Here is a 19,751-nt window from a genome sequence, read left to right on the forward strand (position 1 = left end):
AGGATTGGCATGCGGAGCGGGATGGCATCGGCGCTGGCATTGGCGCTGTGGCTCGGGGCGGCGGGGCCGGCTTCGGCCTACAAGATCTTCGTATCCAACGAGGGCGACAACACCGTCACGGTGATCGATTCGCAGACGATGGAGGTCGAGACGACGCTCCAGGTCGGGCAGCGGCCGCGCGGCATCACCATCACGCATGACGGCAAGTACGTGCTGCTGTGCGCCTCCGACGACGACACGGTGCAGATGATCGACGCCAAGACCTACGAGATCGTCGGCACGCTGCCGTCCGGCCCGGACCCGGAGCTCTTCGTGCTGCACCCCTCCGGCAACCCGCTCTACATCGCCAACGAGGACGACAACCTCGTCACCGTGGTGGACGTGGAGCGGCGCGCGCTGATCGCCGAGATCCCGGTCGGCGTCGAGCCGGAGGGCATGGGCATCTCGCCGGACGGCAAGGTCATGGTGAACACGTCGGAGACGACGAACATGGCCCATTTCATCGACACGGCGACGAACGAGATCACGCACAACGTGCTGGTCGATTCGCGGCCGCGCTTCGCGGAGTTCAAGACGGACGGGACAGAGGTGTGGATCTCGGCGGAGATCGGCGGGACGGTCAGCGTGATCGACACGGCGACGCACGAGATCAAGCACAAGATCACCTTCGAGATCCCCGGGCTCAGGCCGGAGGCGATCCAGCCGGTCGGCGTGCGCATCACCAAGGACAACAAGACGGCCTTCGTCGCGCTCGGGCCGGCGAACCGGGTGGCGGTCATCGATGCCGAGACCTACGAGGTCGAGGATTACCTGCTCGTCGGCCAGCGCGTCTGGCAGCTCGGCTTCTCGCCGGACGAAAGCCTGATCTTCTCCACCAACGGCATCTCCAACGACGTCTCGGTGATCGACGTCGCAAGCCGCAAGGTGACGAAGACCATCCAGGTCGGGCGGCTGCCCTGGGGCGTGGTGACGACGCCCGAGTGAGGGGCGGGCCGCACGAAGTTCAATCCGACAAGGGGAAAGCGATGTCCATCCGAAAGAACGTCCTGACGCTCGCGCTCGCGGGCGGCCTCGCCGCGGCGCTCCTGCCCGCCGCGGCCAATGCCCAGTCCGGCCTGCTGACGCGGGCGGAGGTGCTGCCGAAGCTCACGCTTTCCGCCGGCCAGCCGCTCGCCGAAGGCCCGCTCGAGCTCGAGTCCGGCAAGCACTACAAGCTCGTCATCGAGGCCGACGGGACGGCGGAGCTCGCCATCCGCGGGCCGGAATTCTTCCGCAACGTCTGGGTCAACGAGGTCGTCATCAACGACATCGAGGTGCGCCCGCTCGGCGTCGATTCGATCGAGTTCGACGCCGCCGGCGAGGTCGAGATCACCTTCGTGACGATCCGGCCGGGCAGCTTCGCGCTGTTCATCCCGGGCACGACGGGCGAGAGCCAGCGGGTGGCGATCAACGTGAAGTGAAGCGGCGGGGCCTGGCGCGCTCGCCCACGCAGCGCTTGCGCCGGTCCCGTCAGCCCGGATCCGTGCCCGGCGGCGAGCGGAAGCTCGGATGGAGCGGCCGCCAGGGCGCGAGCAGCGTGGTGATGATGCCGGCCTCGCGCACCGCGTGGAGCTCGTAGCCGCTCAGCCAGAACTCGCCCGGCGCGTTGAGATAGCCCTCGATCGAGGAAAGGAACGCGCCGGACACGCCGGCGGCGGCGAGGCGCTCGACGAAGCGCGCCGTCTCCCGCGGCAGCGGCAGCGTCGCGAAGGCCCGGCACACGCCGTGGAAGAGCCACGCGCTCGCGCCGCCCGCCACGCGCTCCTCGCCCTGCATGAAGACGAGCACGCATGACGACAGGCAGGACGAGCCGTGGCGGACATAGGTGCGCAGCAACACGCGCTCGCGCAGCGCGCCGAGGACCGCGCTGACGCGCTCGGCATAGGCGAGCTCCCCGCCCGCGCTGTCGAGGTCGAGGATGACGGTGTCGTAGCCTTCGATCCTCTCGAGGAGCCGCTCCAAATCCTCGGCGAGCGGCGGCGCGATCGCGCCGCGGACGAGCACGGCGACCGTGCCGGGCGGGAGCGAGCGGTTCTCGCCCGGGGTCAGGATCCTGACGCTGGTCTCCCCGCACGCGGCGGCGATGGCCGGCCCGGCCGCCACGACGAGAAGGCTCGCGCCCATCCAGGCAGAAAGCGCCCGCGCAAGTGTCCGCCGCATCAAGCCTGCTAGGGCTTCTGCAGCGTTTCGAGATGCGCAACCAGCGCGTCGACGCGCGAACGCACGATCGCAGCGGGATCCTGCACGCGCCAGACCTCGCGGTAATATTCCACGGCCTGCCGGTTGTACTCCTGGCCCCAGATCGGCATGTCACGGGGACCATGGCCGCCGACCTCCGCCCGGCCGTCGACGATCTCGGCAACCCGTTCGGCGGGGAACGTGCCGTTTTCCGCTGCGGCAAGGCCCGTGAGATCGGGCACCTCGGTCTTGATGAACTGCGCGAACGGCCCGTCGCCCTGACCGGTCATGCCGTGGCAAACCGCGCAGTTCGCCTCGAACTCCGTCTTGCCGAGCGCCGCGTCCTGCGCCAGCGCGCCCGTCGCAGCGGTCAAACCCGCCAACGCCAGCACGCCTGCGGCGAGAAACAGGATCCTCATCGCTTTACCTCCCGAACCGCAAGACCAAGCCCGCAGGATAGTCGCGCCGATACTGCGCAACAAGTCTGCTCCACGGCGGAACCTACTTAAACAGCGCGCAAGAACTCCCAATACATTTCGACTGTTATCCGTGTTTATGTAAAGTTGTACTATGCGGAGCCGCGTTTGCATGGGCGTGCGGGGTTGGAGAGCATCGCGACTGCGGGATGCCGCAGAGCGCAGTGCGGAAGGCGCAGTCGTTCAACCGTCACCCGCCCCGGCCGCGCCGGTGGTTGCCATGATTTCGGCGAGCAGCGCGTGGAGATCGTCGCGGTGGCCGGTGCGGCCGGCCGGGGCCGTCTCGTCCGAGGTGATCGCGACTGTGAGGCCGACGGCAGGGACGATGTAGAGCATCTGCCCGCCATAGCCCCAGGCGTAGCGGACGTCGTGTCCGGCGATCTCGCGCAGGAACCAGCCGTAGCCGTAGCCGTCGCCGGTGAAGCGCGAATGCGTGCGCAGCTCGAACGAGCGGTCGATCCATTCCGGCGGGACGATTTGCCGGCCGTCGGGGGCGCGGCCGCCGTTCCGGTAGAGCTCGCCGAAGGCGGCGAGCGAGCGCGTGCTCATCGCCATCTGGTTGCCGCCGAGATAGATGCCCTGCGGGTCGCGCTCCCAGTCGGCGATCGAGAAGCCCGGCACGTCGCCGAGCCAATCGCGTGCGAGCGCGAGCGTCGAGCGGCCCGCGACGCGCGTGAGGATGGCGGAGAGGAGATGGGTGGAGCCGGTCGAATAGAGCATGGCGCCGCCGGGCTCGTCGACGAAGGGCTCGGCGAGGGCCGCCCGCACCCAGTTCGGGCTCGCGATCCAGCGGCCGTAATTCGCGCCCGACGTGCGCCCGAGCCCGGCCTGCATGGAGAGGAGATGCCCGATCGTGACGTCCGAGAGCCGCGGGTCCGGATCGGCCGGGAGGTCGCCCGCGAGGAGCGGCGCGATCTTCTGGTCGACCCCTTCGAGGATGCCCTTGTCGATCGCGATGCCGACGAGGGCCGAGACGATCGACTTCGACGCCGACTTGATGTTGGTCGGCGCGGCCGGGGAGCGGCCGCGATAGCCGCGTTCCGCCACGACCTCCCCGCCCTTCAGGATCACGACCGCCCTGAGCGGCGCGAGCGCCTCGGCGCGGCCGAGGATCTCCGGGACCGTCGCCTCCGCCGGCCGTTCGGTGCCGCTCGGGAAACCGACCTCCGCATTCGCGGCGCCCGGCAGGGGCGCCACGGCTAGCCAGGCGAGAATGAGGAGGGTCTTCATGCGCCGCGTTCCGGGTGCTGGAATTTCATGAGCCGGACGCGCGACGTGCGGTCCGCTCGATCCCGGTTCGCGCGTCACTCGGTCACCGCCAGGAGGGACATCATCTCGTCGAGCGCGCGGTCGCGCTGGGGGTCGGCGCCGGCGGCGAAGCGGCTGTCGAAGGGGACGACGATCTCGGGCGAGACGCCGGTGCCTTCGAGGCGCTCGCCGTCGACATGGACGTCGAGGACGGCGACCTCGAGGAGGCTGTTGTCCCTCAGCCTGAAGGCGCGGCCGGCCAGCACGTCGCCGGCCGTGCGCGTGCCGACGAGCGGCACCCCGGCACGCTGCAGGCCATGGGCGAGGATCTCCATGCCGCTCCGCGAGCCCTGGTCGATGATGCCGACGACCGGCTTGCGCCAGCGCATGTTCGCGACCCGGCTCTCACCCTTGCGGTTCGTGACCACCATGTGCGGCGCGCGCCCGACGAACATCTCGGCCGCGTCCGCCGGCGCCCCGCCCCAGCGCCCGCGCATGTCGAGGACGAGACCGTCCGCCTCGCGCAGCGGATCGGAGGTCAGGAGCTCGGCGAGGAGGTCGTCGACGCCCCGGAAGGCGTAGGCCCAGAGGCGCAGATAGCCGATCCGGCGGTTGCCGCGCTCGAAGGTCCGCACGCTGTCGCGGATCGCGTCCAGGAACATTTCGCGCGGCTGCAGGCGCGCAACCACGATCTCGGCCGACCGGGGCCCCTCGTCGGGGCGGCGCCGGAACTCCAGCCGAACCGCACGGCCGACCTTGTCCTCGAAGGAGGCGATCGGCGCGTAGGGCGCGCCGTCGACCGAGAGGATCTCGTCGCCGACCAGGATGCCGCCGCGGGCCGCGGGTCCGCCGTCATAGACGTGCCTGACGAACAGACGATCGCCGGTTTCCGCCGCGACCAGGCCGATGCCCGGGTAGGAAACCGCGCCCTCCGGCGGGAAGAGTTCGCGGATGTTGGCGATTCCGCGCCGGAACACCTCCGAAAGCTCGTAATAATCGATGCCGTCCGGCGTGAAGCGCCCGGTATGGGAGGCCCCGAGCACCCGGAGCCAGTCTTCGCTGGCCCTCGCCAAGTCGCCGCGTTCGGCACGCGCCCTCGCGCGCGCCTCGGCCGCGTCGAAGGCGGCTAGGCCGACGGGGTCGAAGTGCTCCCGGCGCACGATCTCGCCGATCTGGTCGATGATTGCCGTCGGCGCGACGGCAGTGTCGAGCACCGGCCGGGCCGCGGCAGTGCCGATGGCGGACAGGAAGAGCCCTGCCGCAAGCAGGACGCGCATTTCAGGCTTCATCATCGCGGCAGGAAGCCCTGCCCTCGTGGCAATTGCGCGGCGCCGCGGCCACGCATTCGCATCTCCCGCAAGGCGACCTCGCCGGCCGACGGGCGCGGGCCGAGCACGGGCCGGCCACGTCAGACGCCGATATAGCTCTTCACGAGTTCGTGGTCGGGGCCGAGGTCAGACATCGCGCCCTCGTAGACCACCCGCCCGCGGTCGAGCAGGCAGGCGCGGTCGCAGACGCGGCGCGCCACGTGGAAGTTGGTCTCGACCAGGAGCATGGTGGTGCCTTGCGCGCGCAGCCGGCCGATCGCTTCCGAGATCTGGTCGATGACGACGGGCGCCAGCCCTTCGGTCGGCTCATCCATGATGACGAAGCGGGACGACCCGACGAGCGCGCGGGCGATGGCGAGCATCTGCTGCTCGCCGCCCGACAGATGGCTGCCGAGATTGCGCCGGCGCTCCGCCAGCCTGGGGAAGAGCTGATAGGCCTCGTCGATCGCGAACCTTTCGGCTGATTCGGCAACCCGGTCGGCGACCTTCAGGTGCTCCTCCACCGTGAGGCTGCGGAAGATCCCGCGGTCCTCCGGCACGTAGCTCACGCCGCGGCGGACGATGGCATGCGTCGGCTGCCGCTCGATCGCGTCGCCCTCGAAGCGGATCGAGCCGCTCCTCGCCCTCACATAGCCGAGGATGGTGCGCAGCGTGGTCGTCTTCCCCACGCCGTTCCGGCCCAGGAGGCCGACGCAGGCGCCCGCCGGGACCGTGAAGCCGACATCCTGCAGCACATGGCTGTCGCCATAGAAGGCGTTGACGCCGGCCAGCTCAAGCATGGGCCGTCCCGAGATAGGCCGTCTGCACTTCGCTGCTCGCCGCGACCTCCCCGGGCGTGCCGGTCATCAGCACGCGCCCGCGGACGAGAACGGTGATCCGGTCGCAGAGGTTGAAGACGAAATCGAGGTCGTGCTCGACCAGGACGATGGTGATGTCGCGCGGCAGCGCCTGGAGCAGATCCGCAAGCAGGCGGCGCTCGTAGGGCGACGCGCCGGCGGCGGGCTCGTCGAGGAGCAGGATGCGCGGCTTCTCGGCCAGCGCGAGGGCGATCTCGAGCTGCCGCTTCCGTCCGTAGGAGAGCTCGCCGGCACGCCGGCCCAGCTCGTCGGCGAGGGAGACCCGCTCGGCGAGCGCCTGCGCCGCGGCAACCACGCGGCGGTGGCGGGCCGTGCCCCGCCAGGGATCGAAACGGGAGCCATCCGTCGCCTGGACCGCAAGGCGAAGGTTCTCCGCGACCGTCAGCCCGTCGAAGAGGGCGCTCTTCTGGAACGAGCGGCGCACGCCGGAATGGGCGATCCGGTCGGGCGCGAGCCCGGTCACGTCCCGGCCGAACACCTCGACCCGGCCGGAATCGGGCCTGAGCCAGCCGGAAATGATGTTGAAGAAGGTCGTCTTGCCGGCGCCGTTCGGACCGATGATGCCGCGGCGCTCGCCTTCCGGCACCGCGAGGTCGATGCCGTCGGCGACGCGCAGCGCCCCGAAGGCCTTCGACAGCCCCGCCACGGCGAGCGCGCTCATCTGCGCCGCCCCAAGCGGCCGAGCGCGTCCACGCCGCCGGCGACGCCTTCGCGGAAGAGCGCGACCGCGGCCATGAAGAAGAGGCCGAAGAAGAGCAGATAGTGCTCGGTCACGATCGCCAGCCCCTCGCGGATGGCGATGAAGGCGAGCGCGCCGATCGCCGGCCCGAGGAAGCTCCGCCACCCGCCGATGATGATCATCAGCAGGACCTCCGCCGAGATCCGCCACGAGGCGAGCTCGGGGCTGGCGAAGGAGAGGTTCTGCGCCTGGAGCATGCCCGCAATCGCGGCGACCAGGCCCGCCAGGACGAAGCATGCGAGCTTGTAGATGCCGACATCGTAGCCGAGCGCCCGCGCCCGCGGCTCGTTCTCCCGGATCGCGATGACGACGCTCCCGAACGGCGAGCGGACGAAGCGGTGGAGGAGCCAGAGCGTCACGACCACAACCGCCAGCACGTAGTAATAGAACTCCGGCGTCCCCCAGAGGTCGATGCCGAGCGCCTCGAGATCCGGGCGGGGAATGCCGACGATGCCGTCGTCGCCGCCGGTCTGCGGCGTGCGCACGAGCACGGCGTAGAACATCTGCGAGAAGGCGAGCGTGATGAGAAGGAAGCGCACGCCGCTCGTGCGCAGGCAGAACAGGCCGAGGACGATCGCGAACACGACGGACCCGGCAAGCGTCACCAGCATGGCCGGCAGGGTCGCCCAGTCGAAGAGCAGCGTGAGCGCTGCGAGCCCGTAGGCGCCGAAGCCGAAATAGGCGGCCTGGCCGAGGGAAACGTAGCCCATGAAGCCGAGGAGAAGGTTCGTCCCGACGGCGAAGAGCGCCAGGATCAGGATCTCGGTGCCGAGCACGAGCACGTAGTCGGACGCCGCCAGCGGCAGCAGCGCCAGAAGGAGCAGGACGGCGGCAACGGCAACGGTGCCGACGATCGCCGGCCGCTTCCCCGCCGGGACGGCGCCGGCCTCCGCCCCCGCTGCACCCGCCTCGCTCATCCGGCGCCGCGCGCGGTGCGGAAGAAGCCGCCCGGGTTGAAGGCGAGGATCGCGGCCAGGAAGATGTACATCGCGAAGCTCTCGAGCCCGGGCACGTAGGCCTGGGCGAACGTGTTGATGAGGCCGAGGGCGAGCGCGGCGACGAATGAGCCCATGATCGAGCCGAGGCCGCCGGCGATGACGACGATCAGCGTCAGGATGAGGATGTCCATGCCCATGTGCGAATAGACGCTGAGGACGGGCGCGGCGACCGCGCCGGCGAGCCCGGCGAGCCCCGCGCCGAAGCCGAAGACGAGCGCGAACAGCCGGTCGACGTTGACGCTCATCCCGACCGTCATGTCGTGGTCGTCGACCGCCGCCCTGATCGTCGCACCGAGCGTGGAGCGGTCGATGGCGAGCCACACCGCGAGCCCGATCGCGAGGCCGAGGGCGATGATGAAGAGGCGGTAGGCGGGATAGGGCGCCCCGAGCACGGACACCGTCCCGCGGAGATAATCGGGCGGCACGATGCTCTCATAGCCGACGCCGTAGAGGATCTCGACCGAGCCGACGACCGCGAAGGAGAGGCCGAGCGTGAAGAGGGCGATGTCGAGATGGGTCGAGCGCCCGCGCCGGACGAGCGGCTTCAGCACGAAGTACTGGAACAGCGCGCCGAGGAGCGCCGGCAGCATGAAGCCGACCGCGAGCGCGAGCCAGAACGAGCCGGTCGCCCGCGCCGCGCTGTAGGCGGCGTAGGCGCCGGCCGTATAGAACGCCCCGTGCGCGAGGTTCAAATAGTCCATCATGCCGAAGATGAGCGTCAGCCCGAGCGCCAGCAGGAACACCAGCATGCCGAGCTGAAGCCCGTTCAGCAGATTGACGAGGACGTTCTCCACGGCCGGGCGCGGGCTATTCGCTCATCTGGCAGCCGGGAAGGTCCTTGCCCGGCGGGATGGTCGAGACGAGCTTCTCCACGAGCTTGCCGTCCTCTTCGGCGACCTCGACCAGATAGAGCGTCTCGAGCTGCGCCCCGTTCGCCTCGCTGAAGGTGATCTTGCCGCGCGGGGCTTCGATCGTGAGGCCGCGGATCGCATCGACATAGGCCTTGCCGTCGGAGACGTCACCCTTCACGGCCTCGATGCCTTCGAGGACGGCGAGCGCGTTGTCGTAGCCGAGGCCGGCCGTGACGTTCGGCACCGCGCCGTACTTGTCGCCGTAGGCCTTCACGAAGGCGTCGCTGTCCGGCGTGCCGGCCGCGGGCGTGTAGACGGTCGCGAAGCGCGCGCCGAGCACGACGTCCCTGCCCATCGCCGACCAGAGGTTGGCGTCGTAGAGCCACTGGTCGCCGCGCAGCGGCATCGCCTCGCGCAGCCCGAACTCGGCATGCTGCTTGACGGCCTGGATCGATTCCGCGCCGGCATACCAGGCGTAGATCATCGCGGCGCCCGATTCCTTCGCCTTGCCGTAGACCGGGCCCCAGTCCTTGGTCTGGCGGAACACCGTCCAGTACTGGTCCTTGACGGTCCCGCCATTGGCGGTGAAGCCGTCGACGAAACCGCGGATCATCGCGCGCCCGGCCGCGTAGTCGGGCCCGAGCGTCACCGCCGTCTTGTCCTCCAGCTCGTTCGCCCAGTAGGCGCCGGAGCCCTCCTGCAGCGCATGGGCGCTGAAGCCGGAGCGGATCGCGTAGGGCTGGCAGTTCTCCGCGGTGAGCTCGTCGGCGACGGCGAGCGCCAGCACGAGCGGCTTCTTCGTGCGCTTGGAGAGATCGGAGACGGCGAGCGCGACCGCGGAGCTGACGGTGCCGGCGAGGATGTCGACCCCGTCGGAGCGCAGCAGCCGGTTGGCGGCCCGCACGCCGACGGTCGGATCGGCCTCGGTGTCCGCCTTGACGAGCACGACCTTCTTGCCGGCCGCCATGCCGCCGCGCTGCTCTAGCGCGAGCTCCCAGGCCCGGTCGATGTCTTCGGCGAGCTGGGCGAACACGCCCTTGTAGGGCAGCAGCAAGCCGACCTTGATCTCCTCCTGCGCATGAGCGCCGGAGGCGGCGGCGCCGCTCACCGCGAGCGCGGCGATAACGGCCAGATACGAACGATTCATTGTTCTTCCTCCCGAAACGGCGTCAGGGCGATCCGGCGCAGGGGCGCCGGATCGCGCGCTTTCAGCCCATCATGCCCGCATCGCGGTAGGCGCGCTCGGCGCCCGGATGGAGCGGCACGCCGCCGACGTTCTCCGGCTTCCAGGCGATCTTCGGGTCGAAAGGCGAGAGCGCCTTGTTCTGCTCCTTCAGCGTCTCCGCATTCTCGATGAGCTGCTTGGTCAGGCCGTAGGCGAGATCCTCCGGCATGTCCTTGTTGACGATCAGCACCGTGGTCGCGCCGGGGAACGTCATGTCGCCCTTCATGTCGTCGAAGGAGCCCGCCGGCAGGACGGCGCGCTGGTAGCCGAGGTCGACCATCTTCTGCATGGCCTCGTCGGTGATGGTGCACCACTCGATGTCGTGCGTGTAGGCGATCTCCTGCACCTTCGGGTGGCCGACCGCGGCGGGCTGGACCCAGACGTCGGCCTTGCCTTCGACGAGGGCCGCGGCCGCCGCCTCGAGCGCGCCGCGGTTGATGGAGCCGCCCCAGCTCTTCAGCGTCGCCTCGTCGATGCCGTGGGCGCGCAACAGCATCTCGGTCGTCACCGCGCCGAGCGAGCCGGGCTGCAGGCAGGTGAAGCGGACGGGTTTCTTGGCCGCGAGCGCCTCCGACAGGTTCCCGAACCCGCTGCCGGCCTTGGTCACTATCACGAGGTAGTACTGGTCGAGATTGCCGGCGAGCGCCCGCACGTTCTCCGCCGTGGCGTCCTGCACGTCGGTCATGTTCTGCAGCGCCCATTGCAGGTTGCAGCTGAAGGTCATGCCGACCTGGATGCGCTCGCCGGAATTGATGAGCTTCACGTTGCCGACGGCCGCGGCGTAGGGCCGGACGTTCACGGTGCCGCCGGCGGGCAGCGCCGCCTGCAGGAACTGCGCCATCTGGATGCCGTACTGGTACCAGGAGCTGCCGGCCGCCATCGTGCCGATGTCGATGCTCTGCGCCTGCGCGAAGGCCGGCCAACCGCTTGCCAGAACCGCCGAGGCGGCGAGCGAGCCGGCCACGAACTCCCGGCGTGAGACTGTCAGTTTCGTTGTCATGAGGTCCTCCCTTTCAATACCGCCGTCTCGTGCTCGGGGCCGCCCGTGCGCGCACCGTCCTCGGTCCCCGCGGTCCGGCCCTGCCACAAGAAGATCATCCCGAACACGAGCCCGCCCGCCAGGCTCACCCAGGCGGAGGGGTAGATGAGCGCGAAAGCGGCCGCGATCAGGAGCACGCTCTCGATCCTGCGGTTCTTCCGCCGGAGAAAGCCGATGTTCCCGGCGGCCAGCGCGTAGACGCCGACGAGGGCGGTCCCGAACGAGATCGCCGCATCGGAGAGGTCGCCCTCCATGAGCATCGCCGGCTCCGCCACGAAGGCGTACGGCACGAGGAACGCCGGCAGGCCGAAGCGCACGGTCGTCCATCCGACCCGGGACGCGGAGGCGCCGGCGATCGAGGCCGCGGCATAGCTCGCGAGCGCGACCGGCGGCGTGATCATCGACAGGCAGGCGAAGTAGAAGACGAAGAAGTGCGCGGCGAGCGCGTTCACGCCGAGCTGGTGCAGCGCCGGCGCGAAGAGGGTCGCGCCCATAATGTAGGCCGCGGTCGTCGGAAGGCCCATGCCCATGATGATGCAGCCGCACGAGACGGCGATCAGACAGATCAGCAGGTTGTCGCGGGAGAGGCCGACGAGGAGCTCGGTGAAGCGGACGCCGACGCCGGTCTGGACCACGACGCCAACGATGATGCCGGCCGCCGCGCAGGGCACCGCGACCATGATCGCGCGCGAGCCGCCCTCCGCGAGCGCCTTCAGGACCGCCCGCGGCCCCATGCGGGTGGCCGCGCTGAACAGGCTGACGACCAGCACGACGCCGATCGACTCCACCGCCGCGGCCATCAGCTGCCGCCCCGTCATCACGGCATAGACGAGGTAGACGATCGGGAGCAGGAGATGGAGGCGGAGCAGGCTCTCGCGAACCGGCACCATGTCCTCGGCCGGGATCGGCTGGATGCGGCGGTAGCGCGCCTCGATGTCGACCGCGAAGAGGACGGCGATGTAGTAGATCGCCGCCGGGATGATCGCAGCGGTCACGATCTGGCTGTAGGGCACGCCGAGATTCTGGGCGATGATGAAGGCCGCCGCGCCCATCAGCGGCGGCATGACCTGGCCGCCCGTGGAGGCGAGCGCCTCGACGGAGGCGGCGACCTGGGGCGTATAGCCGGTGCGCTTCATGAGCGGGATCGTGAAGATGCCCGTTCCCATGACGTTGGCGACCGCGCTCCCGCTCGTCATGCCCATCAGCGCCGAGCCGGTGGTCGCCGCCTTGGCCGCCCCGCCGCGATAGCGCCCCGTCGCGGACACGGCGAGGTCGATGAAGAGCCGGCCGCCGCCGGAGACGTCCAGAAAGGCCCCGAACAGGATGAAATAGAAGACGTAGGTCGCCGACACGCTGATCGGGACGCCGAAGATGCCCTCGGTCGTCAGCGCCTGCAGGTCGATGAACTCGCCGAATGAGAGGCCGGAATGGCGCAGCCCCATCGGCAGGCTGGGGCCGAGGAAGGCATAGGCGATGAAGACGAGCACGACGATGGTCATGCCGAGGCCGGCGGTCCGGCGCGCGGCCTCGACCACGAGGACGACGAGCGCGAGCCCGGCCACTTCGTCGGCAAGGGTGAGCGGATCGACCTGCGGGATGCGCAGCGCGAGGCGATCCTCGTTCAGCAGGTAGAAGACCATGATCGCCGCACTTGCCGCGATCGCCAGCACGCTGAGGGCCGCATCGACCGGATTGCGCCGAGGGCGCGGGTCGCCCCCCTCGTCGATCTTCCGCTCGGGCGGCACGAGCGGCACGAGCGCGAACGTCACCGCCAACGCGAAGGCGAGGTGAACCGGCATCAGGACGAGTTCGTCGTAGCCGGCCATGAAGACGAAGGACACCTGGACGACCGACCAGATGCCGGCGATCAGCATCCCCGTGACGAACAGGCCGCGGCCGACCGTCTGCGAACTGGCGGCCATGCGAGGATTACCGGCCGAGGACGGAAAACGCGTCCAGCGGCAGCAGTCGATAAAGGCCGGGCAGGCCGTGAACGCGCGACGGCCGCGTCCGGTCGAACGACATGAACACCTCCCGCGCAGCTTCTCCGGCCGGCTCGCATCGGAGACTGTCAGGGGGCATTCAAGCTGTCAAGTACCAAAATGCCTATTTAGCCGGGGCGCGAGTTTGCCGGCCGACCTCCGGCGCCAGCGGATTATTGGAATTCTCGTATTTCTATGCTTCTAAGGACCCCTTGCCGGCGCGGCCCTTCGCGGCCACAAGCAGGCGACAAGCGGACCAAGAACGGGGAAACAGGCGATGATCACGCGGGCCGAGACGCGTTTCGACGACCGGATCTATCCGTCGGACTGGCGCGCCTGGCGGGACCCGGAGATCCCGGAGTTCTTCAATCCCGTTGCCGTTCTCCTCGACCGGCATCTCGGCACCGCGACGGCGGAAAAGCCGGCGCTGCTCGTCGACGGCGCGCCGACCTCCTATCGCGATCTCAACGCGCTCGTCGCCCGCGCGGCGCGAGGGCTGCAGGACCTCGGCCTCCGGGCAGGCGAGCGCATGCTGCTCTTCGGCACCGACAGCCTCGAATACATCGCGCTCTGGCTCGGCGCCGTGCGCGCCGGGATCGTGCCGGCGGTGGTCTCCGACCTCTACAAGACGAAGGACCTCCTCTATTTCCTGACCGACACCGACTGCCGGGCCCTCTTCATCGATTCCGAGCAGTTGCCGAAGCTGCGGGAGATCGGGGCTGACCTGCCGCAAGGGCTCGCCACCATCATCGTCCGCTCGCCGGCTTCCGGAACGCCGGCCTTTGGCGCGCGCGCCGTCGTCTCCGCCGCCGACGTGCTCGGGGCCGCGGGCGAGCCGGCGGCCCTGCTGCGCCACTGCAACGACGTCTGCTACATGTTCTATTCCGGCGGCACGACGGGGACCGCCAAGGGCATCACCCATCTCTGCCACGACTTCTTCCTCGTGCCGGCGCGCCAGGGCGCGTTCTGGGAGTACCAGGCGGACGACATCGTCTTCGCCACCTCGAAGAAGTACTTCACCCACGGGCTCTGGCCGGGCGTCCTGATCCCGCTCGCCTTCGGGGCGACCGCCGTCCTGCAGCGCCGGCCACCGACGCCGGACGCCGTCATCGAGACGGTCGTCTCGACGCGGGCGACGAAGCTCATCACCGTCCCCACCGTCATCAAGAACCTTTTGGAACATTGCCGCGCCAACGAGCTCCGTCCGGATTTCGGCTCGGTCGGGCTGGTCATCAGCGCCTCGGAGAAGATCCCGCCGGAGGTGTTCGACCGCTTCGAGCAGAGCTTCGGGCTCGAGATCCTCGATTCGATCGGCAGCTCGGAGATCACCTACGAGTGGATCGCCAACCGGCCGAAGCAAGCGAAGCGCGGCAGCCTCGGCAAGCCGGTCTTCGGCTACGAGATCCGCCTGGTCGGCCCCGGCGGCAAGGACGTCACGGAGCCCAACGTGCCGGGCGAGGCGTGGGTGAAGAGCCGGACGTCGTGCTTCTTCTACTGGCGGAAGTTCGACAAGTCGCGCGAAACCTTCGTCGGCCCGTGGACCCGCACCGGCGACAACCTCACCTTCGACGAGGACGGCTTCTTCTGGTTCTCCGGCCGCGACAACGACGTCTTCAAGGTCAAGGGCATGTGGGTCTCGCCGATCGAGATCGAGGCCGCGATCACCGAGCACCCGGCGATCCTCGAGGCGGCCGTTGTCGGCTTCGAGGATGCCGACGGGCTGACCAAGCCGCGGGCCTTCGCGGTCCTGCGCCAGGGCGCCGAGGCGACGGAGCGCCTCGTCGAGGAGCTCAAGGAGAGCGTGCGGCGGCTCGGCGGCTACAAGGTGCCGGCCGACATCCGCTTCATCGACCAGCTGCCGCGGACGACGCTCATGAAGATCGACCGGCGCGCCTTGCGCAGCGGCAGGTGAGGCTCACGAGGCAAGCGCGTCGACGAGAAGCTGGACGGCGATCAAGGCGAGCAGGCCGAGCACGATCACGTCGAAGGTCCGGGCCGAGAGGCGACGGCCGATCCAGGCTCCGAGCGGCATGCAGAGCAGAACCGGCGCCAAGGCGAGGACGCCCTGGAGCGCGACAGGGCCCGTCATGATGCCGGCGACGAGCAGCGCGGGCACCTGGATGAGCGAGAACCCGGCAAAGAGCGTGGCGACCGCGAGCAGATAGCCTTCGCGGCTGAGGCGGAGCGAGTGCAGGAAGGTGATGCTGACCGGCGCGGACACGCCCGTCGCCGCCTGCAGCGTCCCGGCCGCCACGCCCATGAACGGGGCGAGCCGCCGCGCCGCACGCATGGTCACGGCAAACGCCGGCCGCGCGACGCGCAGGACGATGTAGACGATGAGCAAGGCTGCGAGGAAGACGGAGAGCACGCGCTCAGGCACCTGCGTCAGCAGCACCGTGCCGAGCGGGATGCCGAGAAGCCCGCCCAGGAACAGCAGCCTGATCTGCGCGAGCTCGGGCCAGACCTTGCGGTAGTACCAGACCTGCCAGGCATTGGTGAAGAGCACCGGGATCGTCTGCACGGCGATCGCGTGCGGCAGGCCGAGGAAGGTGGCGAGGATCGGAAGCGCCACGACCGGGATGCCGATCCCGGTCGCGCCCTTCACCATGCTGCCGAGGCCGAGGGCGAGCGCCATCGCGGCCAGAACGTGGAGATCGGCCATCGCTCCCTTCCCTGCGCCGCCGCACGAGCGGGCGGCGGCGGCGTTGCGCCGCCGCGCCCTCTCCGCCGATCAGGCCTTGTCGTCCAGCCCGTACTCCTTCCAGCGCCTTTCGACGATGTCGGAGTGCTCCGGCAGGGGCACCACGGTCGGCGGGAAGCGATCGCCGCCATACTGCTTCTGCGGCTCGAAATCGAGGTTCCGCGTGGCGTCGATCAGGACGCGGCACCACTTGCCCGTGCCGAACTTGATCGGGTCGCGGTACTCCAGCCGGGTCGACGGGTCCAGCAGCGAGCCGAAGGTCGCCGGGAAGAAGACGATGTCGTCCTCCGCCGCGTTCACCCGATAGGCGAAGGCCCAGTCGATCGAGCCGTAATCGTGGATGTCGATGTCGTCGTCCACCACCCAGATGTTCTTGTAGCGCAGGTGCGCCGCGTTCGAGCCCCAGATCGCGGCCGCGGCCTGCTTGGCCTGGCCGCGATAGGTCTGCCGCAGCTGGATGACGAGCGTCGTGCCGTTGTTGGCGGCCGGGCAATGGACGTCGGTGACGCCGGGCACGCCCGCAGCCTTCAGCACGTTCCATGCGACGCCGGCGCGCTGCACGGAGCTCGTGATGGAGTTCTCGTTGAGCCGCTTCGGCAGCGTGCCCTCGAGCGTGCCGCGATAGATCGGGTTCCGGCGCATGGTCACGCAGGTCACCTTCGTGACGTGTTTCGGCCCCTGGTCGCCGCCGAAATAGCCGGTGTACTCGCCGAACGGCCCCTCCATCTCGAAGGTCGACGGATCGGGATCGATGAAGCCCTCCACCACGAGCTCGGCGCTCGCCGGCACCATGATGTCGCTCGTCTCGCACTTCACGAGCGGGACCGGCTCGCCGCGGATGGCGCCCATGACCTCGTACTCGGAGACGCCGGTCGGGATCGGCGCGGAGGCGCAATAGGGCAGGCAGGGCTCCCAGCCATAGACGTGCGCGACGGGCATCTTCATGCCGCGGTCGGCCCATTTCTGGAAATGCACGCCCCAGTTCTGCGCCCGCCACAGCAGCACCGGCAGCGTGTCGCGCTGGCCGATCATGCCGCGGTAGATGCCGATATTGTGCTGCCCGGTATCGGGGTCGATCGTGACCGTGCCCTGGTAGGTGTTGATGTAGCGGCCGCCGTCGAGGCCGTGCCAGCGCGGCACCGGCAGCTTGTAGAGATCGATGTCGTCGCCCTTGAGGACGACCTCCTTGACCGGCCCGGTCTGCACGGTCTCCGGCTTCACGCGCTGCGAGAAATAGTGCTGGGTGGCGAGGACGAGGTCCGTCACCGGAGCGTCCTTCGGCAGGCCGAGCATCATCGCGACGCGCGAATAGTTGGACAGGCCGCCGGTGAAGAGCTGCCGCGACCAGACGTCGTCGTCCGGCCCGTAGCCCTTGATGTTCTTGAAGAGGAGCGCCGGCCCCTTGCCCTGGCCGAAGACCCGGCGCGCAATGGCGCCGATCTCGCCGTCCCAGTCCACCTCGGCGTCGACTTCGTGCAGTTCGCCTTCCTGGCGGAGCGCCTCGATCCATCCGCGCAGGTCGCCGAAGGCCCTCGGCCGGATGCGGTTGTTGATGTCGGGGGTGGCGTTCATGGCTCCTCTCACTCGTGCTTCCTTCCCGGACGGCCGGCCTCGCGCTTGAAATCCCGTCCCCCCATCGAGCGGTTCGGGACCGTCATGTCGTGTCCGAGGAGCGGCGATCTCTGGATTGTTGTATACAGATCATGCGGACCCGGCAGGAGATCGGCCCACATTCTTGCATACATATACCAAAAGATGGATTTGTGTCCACGCGGTTTAGGCGGCTGGGCGGGGCGGATTCGGCTCCGCCTCTCCTCCCACCGCAGAAACCTGGTACAGCGGGCGCGCCGGCACAGGACAGCATCCTTGCGCAGCCTGGGGAGCCTTTGACATGTGGGACGAGCGCTATGCCGGGGAGGACTATCTCTTCGGCACCGAACCGAATGCATTCCTGAAGGCGCAGGCTCACCGCCTGCGGCCCGGCCAGCGGGCGCTCGCGGTCGCCGACGGCGAGGGCCGGAACGGCGTCTGGATGGCCGAGCAGGGCCTCGACGTGGTCTCCATGGATTCCTCCGCCGTCGGGCTCGCCAAGGCGCGCAAGCTCGCCGCCGCCCGCGGCGTCGAGCTCACCTTCGTCCAGGGCGACCTGGAATCCTGGGCCTGGGAGGAGAGCGCGTTCGACGTCGTCGCGGTGATCTTCATCCAGTTCGCGCCGCCCGCTCTCCGGGCACGCTGCTTCGAAGGCTTCAAGAGGACGCTGAAGCCCGGCGGGCTGCTCCTGATGACCGGTTACGGGCCGAAGCAGCTCGAATACAGGACCGGCGGCCCGAGCGAGCTGGAGAAGCTCTACACGCGCGAACTTCTGGAGGAATCCTTCGCCGACATGGACATCCTGCTGCTCGACGAACACGAGAGCTGGATGGCCGAAGGAACCCGCCACGCGGGCATGTCCGCGCTGATCGACCTCGTCGCCCGCAAGCGCGGCTGAGCCTCGGCGGCGGGCCGTTCCGGCCGGCCCGCCGCGCGCTTGCACGCGTCCCGGTCTGCCGCCGCGTCAGTCGCGCCGCGGCTCGCCAAGCCCGAGTTCCTCCCAGCGGGCGAGAACGCGGTCCTGGTCCTCCTGCGACGGCCATACCGTCGGGGGAAACCGCGCGCCGCCGAGATCGGGGTCGGGGTCGTAGTCGAGGTTGATCGTCGCGTCGATGAGCACCCGGTTCCACTTGCCCGTGCCGAACAGGGCGGCGTTCCGGTCGCGGCGGCGGGTCGAGGGGTCGAGGCCCGCGCCGAAGGTGGACGGCATGATGATGACGTCGTCCTCGCCGGCGTTCACGCGATAGGCGATGGCCCAGTCGACGGCCGCGTAGTCGTGGATGTCGATGTCGTCGTCGACGACGGTCACGTGCTTGTAGCGCACATGGGCGGCGGAGGAGCCCCAGATGGCGTTCGCCACCTGCTTGGCCTGGTTGCGGTAGGTCTGCCTGATCTGGACGAGCAGGTTGATGCCGGCATGGACCGGCGGGCAGAACACGTCCGTGACGCCCGGCACGCCGGCCCGGTCGAGCACGTTCCACGCCGTCGCCGAGCGCATGACCGAGCTGCAGATCGCGTTCTCCGAAAAGCTGCCGGGCAGCGATCCCTCGATCGTCCCGCGCAGGATCGGGTCGTTGCGGTGCGTGATGCAGGTCACGCGGCAGGTCGGCTTGGGCGAACGGTCGCCGGCCACGTAGCCGGTGAACTCGGCGAACGGCCCCTCCATCACGAAGTCCTTCGGGTCCGTGCTGATCACGCCCTCGATGACGATCTCGGCGCCGGCCGGCACTTCGAGGTCGACCGTCTCGCACTTGACGAGCTCGACCGGCTTGCCGCGCATCGCCCCCATCACGTCATACTCGCATACGCCCGCCGGGATCGGCTGCCCCGCGCAGAAGCCCATGACCGGCTCCCAGCCGATGACGAAGGCGATCGGCATCTCCTTGATGCCGGCCTGCTCGTAGGCCGTGAAATGGTGGCCGATGTTCTGCGCCCGCCAGAGCAGGATGGGGATCTCGTTCCGGCTCGCCACCATGCCGCGGTAGATGCCGACATTCATCACGCCGGTGACCGGGTGGCGCGTCACGCAGCCGGCATAGGTGATGATGTAGCGGCCGCCGTCGACCTTGTTCCAGTGCGGGCTCGGAAAGTCGTAGAGGTCGATGTCGTTGCCGAGGACGATGTTCTCCTTGACCGGCCCGGTGTCCACCTGAACCGGCGGCAGGCGCTCCTGCGTGACGGTGCGCGCAAGCTTCACGAGCTCGCGGGGATGCGTGTCCTTCGGCAGCCCGAGCATCATGGCGAGCCGGCCGTAGGAGCCGAGACCGCCGCCGAAGATGCGGCGGCAGCGGCTGTCTGGGCCGTTGTAGTCCTTGATGTTGTTGAACATAAGCGCGGGCCCGTCGCCGGCGCCCTGGGCGAGGCGCATGATCGTCCCGATCTCGCAGTTCCAGTCGACCTCGGCGTCGACCTCCCGCAGCTCGCCGGCCGCCTTGAGTGCCTCGATCCAGCCGCGCTTGTCGCCGAAGGCGACCGGCCTGCGTTCCACTGCCATGTGTGA

At 69.2% G+C, this 19,751-nt stretch carries 18 protein-coding genes; 4 read left to right on the forward strand and 14 right to left on the reverse strand.

Features of this window, described 5'->3' with window-relative positions:
- Nucleotides 1–9: 9 nt before the first annotated feature.
- Both ACUN0C_RS08575 and ACUN0C_RS08580 read left to right on the forward strand, forming a co-directional pair.
- Nucleotides 10–984, forward strand: a complete 975-nt coding sequence (locus ACUN0C_RS08575) for a YVTN family beta-propeller repeat protein (RefSeq protein WP_445465911.1) — start codon at nt 10–12, stop codon at nt 982–984.
- Nucleotides 985–1,025: 41 nt separating this feature from the next.
- Nucleotides 1,026–1,460, forward strand: coding sequence for a hypothetical protein (locus ACUN0C_RS08580; RefSeq protein ID WP_445465912.1), 435 nt, complete (start codon nt 1,026–1,028; stop codon nt 1,458–1,460).
- A 49-nt stretch (nt 1,461–1,509) separates the two neighbouring features.
- On the opposite strand, the gene ACUN0C_RS08585 is transcribed toward ACUN0C_RS08580, so the two are convergent.
- The 11 genes from ACUN0C_RS08585 to ACUN0C_RS08635 form a co-directional block, all read right to left on the reverse strand.
- Nucleotides 1,510–2,199 carry a hypothetical protein gene (locus tag ACUN0C_RS08585; RefSeq protein WP_445465913.1) on the reverse strand — a complete coding sequence of 230 codons (690 nt, stop codon included), beginning with the start codon at nt 2,197–2,199 and terminating at the stop codon, nt 1,510–1,512.
- Nucleotides 2,200–2,207: 8 nt separating this feature from the next.
- A complete protein-coding gene (locus tag ACUN0C_RS08590) occupies nt 2,208–2,636 on the reverse strand; it encodes a c-type cytochrome (protein WP_445465914.1) in 429 nt (142 codons plus the stop codon).
- Between the two features lie 240 nt (nt 2,637–2,876).
- Nucleotides 2,877–3,923: a serine hydrolase domain-containing protein gene (locus tag ACUN0C_RS08595; RefSeq protein ID WP_445465915.1), complete on the reverse strand. Its 1,047-nt coding sequence runs from the start codon at nt 3,921–3,923 to the stop codon at nt 2,877–2,879.
- Nucleotides 3,924–3,997: 74 nt separating this feature from the next.
- A complete protein-coding gene (locus ACUN0C_RS08600) occupies nt 3,998–5,218 on the reverse strand; it encodes a S41 family peptidase (protein ID WP_445465916.1) in 1,221 nt (406 codons plus the stop codon).
- Nucleotides 5,219–5,349: 131 nt separating this feature from the next.
- Nucleotides 5,350–6,048, reverse strand: coding sequence for an ABC transporter ATP-binding protein (locus ACUN0C_RS08605; protein ID WP_445465917.1), 699 nt, complete (start codon nt 6,046–6,048; stop codon nt 5,350–5,352).
- Nucleotides 6,041–6,787, reverse strand: a complete 747-nt coding sequence (locus tag ACUN0C_RS08610; protein ID WP_445465918.1) for an ABC transporter ATP-binding protein — start codon at nt 6,785–6,787, stop codon at nt 6,041–6,043. Before ACUN0C_RS08610 ends, ACUN0C_RS08605 begins: the two co-directional genes overlap by 8 nt.
- Nucleotides 6,784–7,782: a branched-chain amino acid ABC transporter permease gene (locus ACUN0C_RS08615; protein ID WP_445465919.1), complete on the reverse strand. Its 999-nt coding sequence runs from the start codon at nt 7,780–7,782 to the stop codon at nt 6,784–6,786. Before ACUN0C_RS08615 ends, ACUN0C_RS08610 begins: the two co-directional genes overlap by 4 nt.
- Nucleotides 7,779–8,657: a branched-chain amino acid ABC transporter permease gene (locus ACUN0C_RS08620; protein ID WP_445465920.1), complete on the reverse strand. Its 879-nt coding sequence runs from the start codon at nt 8,655–8,657 to the stop codon at nt 7,779–7,781. The genes ACUN0C_RS08615 and ACUN0C_RS08620 overlap by 4 nt, the downstream gene beginning before the upstream one ends.
- Nucleotides 8,658–8,670: 13 nt before the next feature.
- Nucleotides 8,671–9,861 carry an ABC transporter substrate-binding protein gene (locus ACUN0C_RS08625; protein WP_445465921.1) on the reverse strand — a complete coding sequence of 397 codons (1,191 nt, stop codon included), beginning with the start codon at nt 9,859–9,861 and terminating at the stop codon, nt 8,671–8,673.
- A 61-nt stretch (nt 9,862–9,922) separates the two neighbouring features.
- Entirely contained in the window at nt 9,923–10,939 is a 1,017-nt protein-coding gene (locus tag ACUN0C_RS08630) for a TAXI family TRAP transporter solute-binding subunit (protein WP_445465922.1), read from the reverse strand.
- The gene (locus ACUN0C_RS08635) at nt 10,936–12,900 is read right to left on the reverse strand and encodes a TRAP transporter permease (RefSeq protein ID WP_445465923.1); all 1,965 of its coding nucleotides are present in this window, start codon (nt 12,898–12,900) and stop codon (nt 10,936–10,938) included. The genes ACUN0C_RS08630 and ACUN0C_RS08635 overlap by 4 nt, the downstream gene beginning before the upstream one ends.
- A gap of 337 nt (nt 12,901–13,237) precedes the next feature.
- On the opposite strand from ACUN0C_RS08635, the gene ACUN0C_RS08640 reads away from it, so the two are divergent.
- Nucleotides 13,238–14,872: a benzoate-CoA ligase family protein gene (locus tag ACUN0C_RS08640; RefSeq protein WP_445465924.1), complete on the forward strand. Its 1,635-nt coding sequence runs from the start codon at nt 13,238–13,240 to the stop codon at nt 14,870–14,872.
- 3 nt (nt 14,873–14,875) lie between these two features.
- Here ACUN0C_RS08640 and ACUN0C_RS08645 read toward each other — a convergent pair whose 3' ends face one another.
- Both ACUN0C_RS08645 and ACUN0C_RS08650 read right to left on the reverse strand, forming a co-directional pair.
- Nucleotides 14,876–15,622 (reverse strand): TSUP family transporter, encoded by a 747-nt coding sequence (locus ACUN0C_RS08645; RefSeq protein ID WP_445465925.1) that lies wholly within the window; start codon nt 15,620–15,622, stop codon nt 14,876–14,878.
- Nucleotides 15,623–15,691: 69 nt separating this feature from the next.
- Nucleotides 15,692–17,233: a UbiD family decarboxylase gene (locus tag ACUN0C_RS08650; RefSeq protein WP_445465926.1), complete on the reverse strand. Its 1,542-nt coding sequence runs from the start codon at nt 17,231–17,233 to the stop codon at nt 15,692–15,694.
- 319 nt (nt 17,234–17,552) lie between these two features.
- On the opposite strand from ACUN0C_RS08650, the gene ACUN0C_RS08655 reads away from it, so the two are divergent.
- Nucleotides 17,553–18,149 (forward strand): SAM-dependent methyltransferase, encoded by a 597-nt coding sequence (locus ACUN0C_RS08655; RefSeq protein WP_445465927.1) that lies wholly within the window; start codon nt 17,553–17,555, stop codon nt 18,147–18,149.
- A 66-nt stretch (nt 18,150–18,215) separates the two neighbouring features.
- Here the strand turns inward: ACUN0C_RS08655 and ACUN0C_RS08660 are convergent, their stop codons facing one another.
- Nucleotides 18,216–19,745: a UbiD family decarboxylase gene (locus ACUN0C_RS08660; RefSeq protein WP_445465928.1), complete on the reverse strand. Its 1,530-nt coding sequence runs from the start codon at nt 19,743–19,745 to the stop codon at nt 18,216–18,218.
- Nucleotides 19,746–19,751 lie beyond the last annotated feature (6 nt).

This window comes from Faunimonas sp. B44 (genome assembly GCF_052655945.1).

Excerpts from the sequence above, each read along its gene's own strand:
- ACUN0C_RS08650 (WP_445465926.1), bottom strand. The coding sequence starts at position 17,233 with ATGAACGCCACCCCCGACATCAACAACCGCATCCGGCCGAGGGCCTTC.
- ACUN0C_RS08630 (WP_445465922.1), bottom strand. The coding sequence starts at position 10,939 with ATGACAACGAAACTGACAGTCTCACGCCGGGAGTTCGTGGCCGGCTCG.
- ACUN0C_RS08590 (WP_445465914.1), bottom strand. The coding sequence starts at position 2,636 with ATGAGGATCCTGTTTCTCGCCGCAGGCGTGCTGGCGTTGGCGGGTTTG.
- ACUN0C_RS08625 (WP_445465921.1), bottom strand. The coding sequence starts at position 9,861 with ATGAATCGTTCGTATCTGGCCGTTATCGCCGCGCTCGCGGTGAGCGGC.
- ACUN0C_RS08575 (WP_445465911.1), top strand. The coding sequence starts at position 10 with ATGCGGAGCGGGATGGCATCGGCGCTGGCATTGGCGCTGTGGCTCGGG.
- ACUN0C_RS08660 (WP_445465928.1), bottom strand. The coding sequence starts at position 19,745 with ATGGCAGTGGAACGCAGGCCGGTCGCCTTCGGCGACAAGCGCGGCTGG.
- ACUN0C_RS08580 (WP_445465912.1), top strand. The coding sequence starts at position 1,026 with ATGTCCATCCGAAAGAACGTCCTGACGCTCGCGCTCGCGGGCGGCCTC.
- ACUN0C_RS08640 (WP_445465924.1), top strand. The coding sequence starts at position 13,238 with ATGATCACGCGGGCCGAGACGCGTTTCGACGACCGGATCTATCCGTCG.
- ACUN0C_RS08605 (WP_445465917.1), bottom strand. The coding sequence starts at position 6,048 with ATGCTTGAGCTGGCCGGCGTCAACGCCTTCTATGGCGACAGCCATGTG.
- ACUN0C_RS08585 (WP_445465913.1), bottom strand. The coding sequence starts at position 2,199 with ATGCGGCGGACACTTGCGCGGGCGCTTTCTGCCTGGATGGGCGCGAGC.
- ACUN0C_RS08615 (WP_445465919.1), bottom strand. The coding sequence starts at position 7,782 with ATGAGCGAGGCGGGTGCAGCGGGGGCGGAGGCCGGCGCCGTCCCGGCG.
- ACUN0C_RS08655 (WP_445465927.1), top strand. The coding sequence starts at position 17,553 with ATGTGGGACGAGCGCTATGCCGGGGAGGACTATCTCTTCGGCACCGAA.
- ACUN0C_RS08645 (WP_445465925.1), bottom strand. The coding sequence starts at position 15,622 with ATGGCCGATCTCCACGTTCTGGCCGCGATGGCGCTCGCCCTCGGCCTC.
- ACUN0C_RS08595 (WP_445465915.1), bottom strand. The coding sequence starts at position 3,923 with ATGAAGACCCTCCTCATTCTCGCCTGGCTAGCCGTGGCGCCCCTGCCG.
- ACUN0C_RS08635 (WP_445465923.1), bottom strand. The coding sequence starts at position 12,900 with ATGGCCGCCAGTTCGCAGACGGTCGGCCGCGGCCTGTTCGTCACGGGG.
- ACUN0C_RS08600 (WP_445465916.1), bottom strand. The coding sequence starts at position 5,218 with ATGCGCGTCCTGCTTGCGGCAGGGCTCTTCCTGTCCGCCATCGGCACT.
- ACUN0C_RS08610 (WP_445465918.1), bottom strand. The coding sequence starts at position 6,787 with ATGAGCGCGCTCGCCGTGGCGGGGCTGTCGAAGGCCTTCGGGGCGCTG.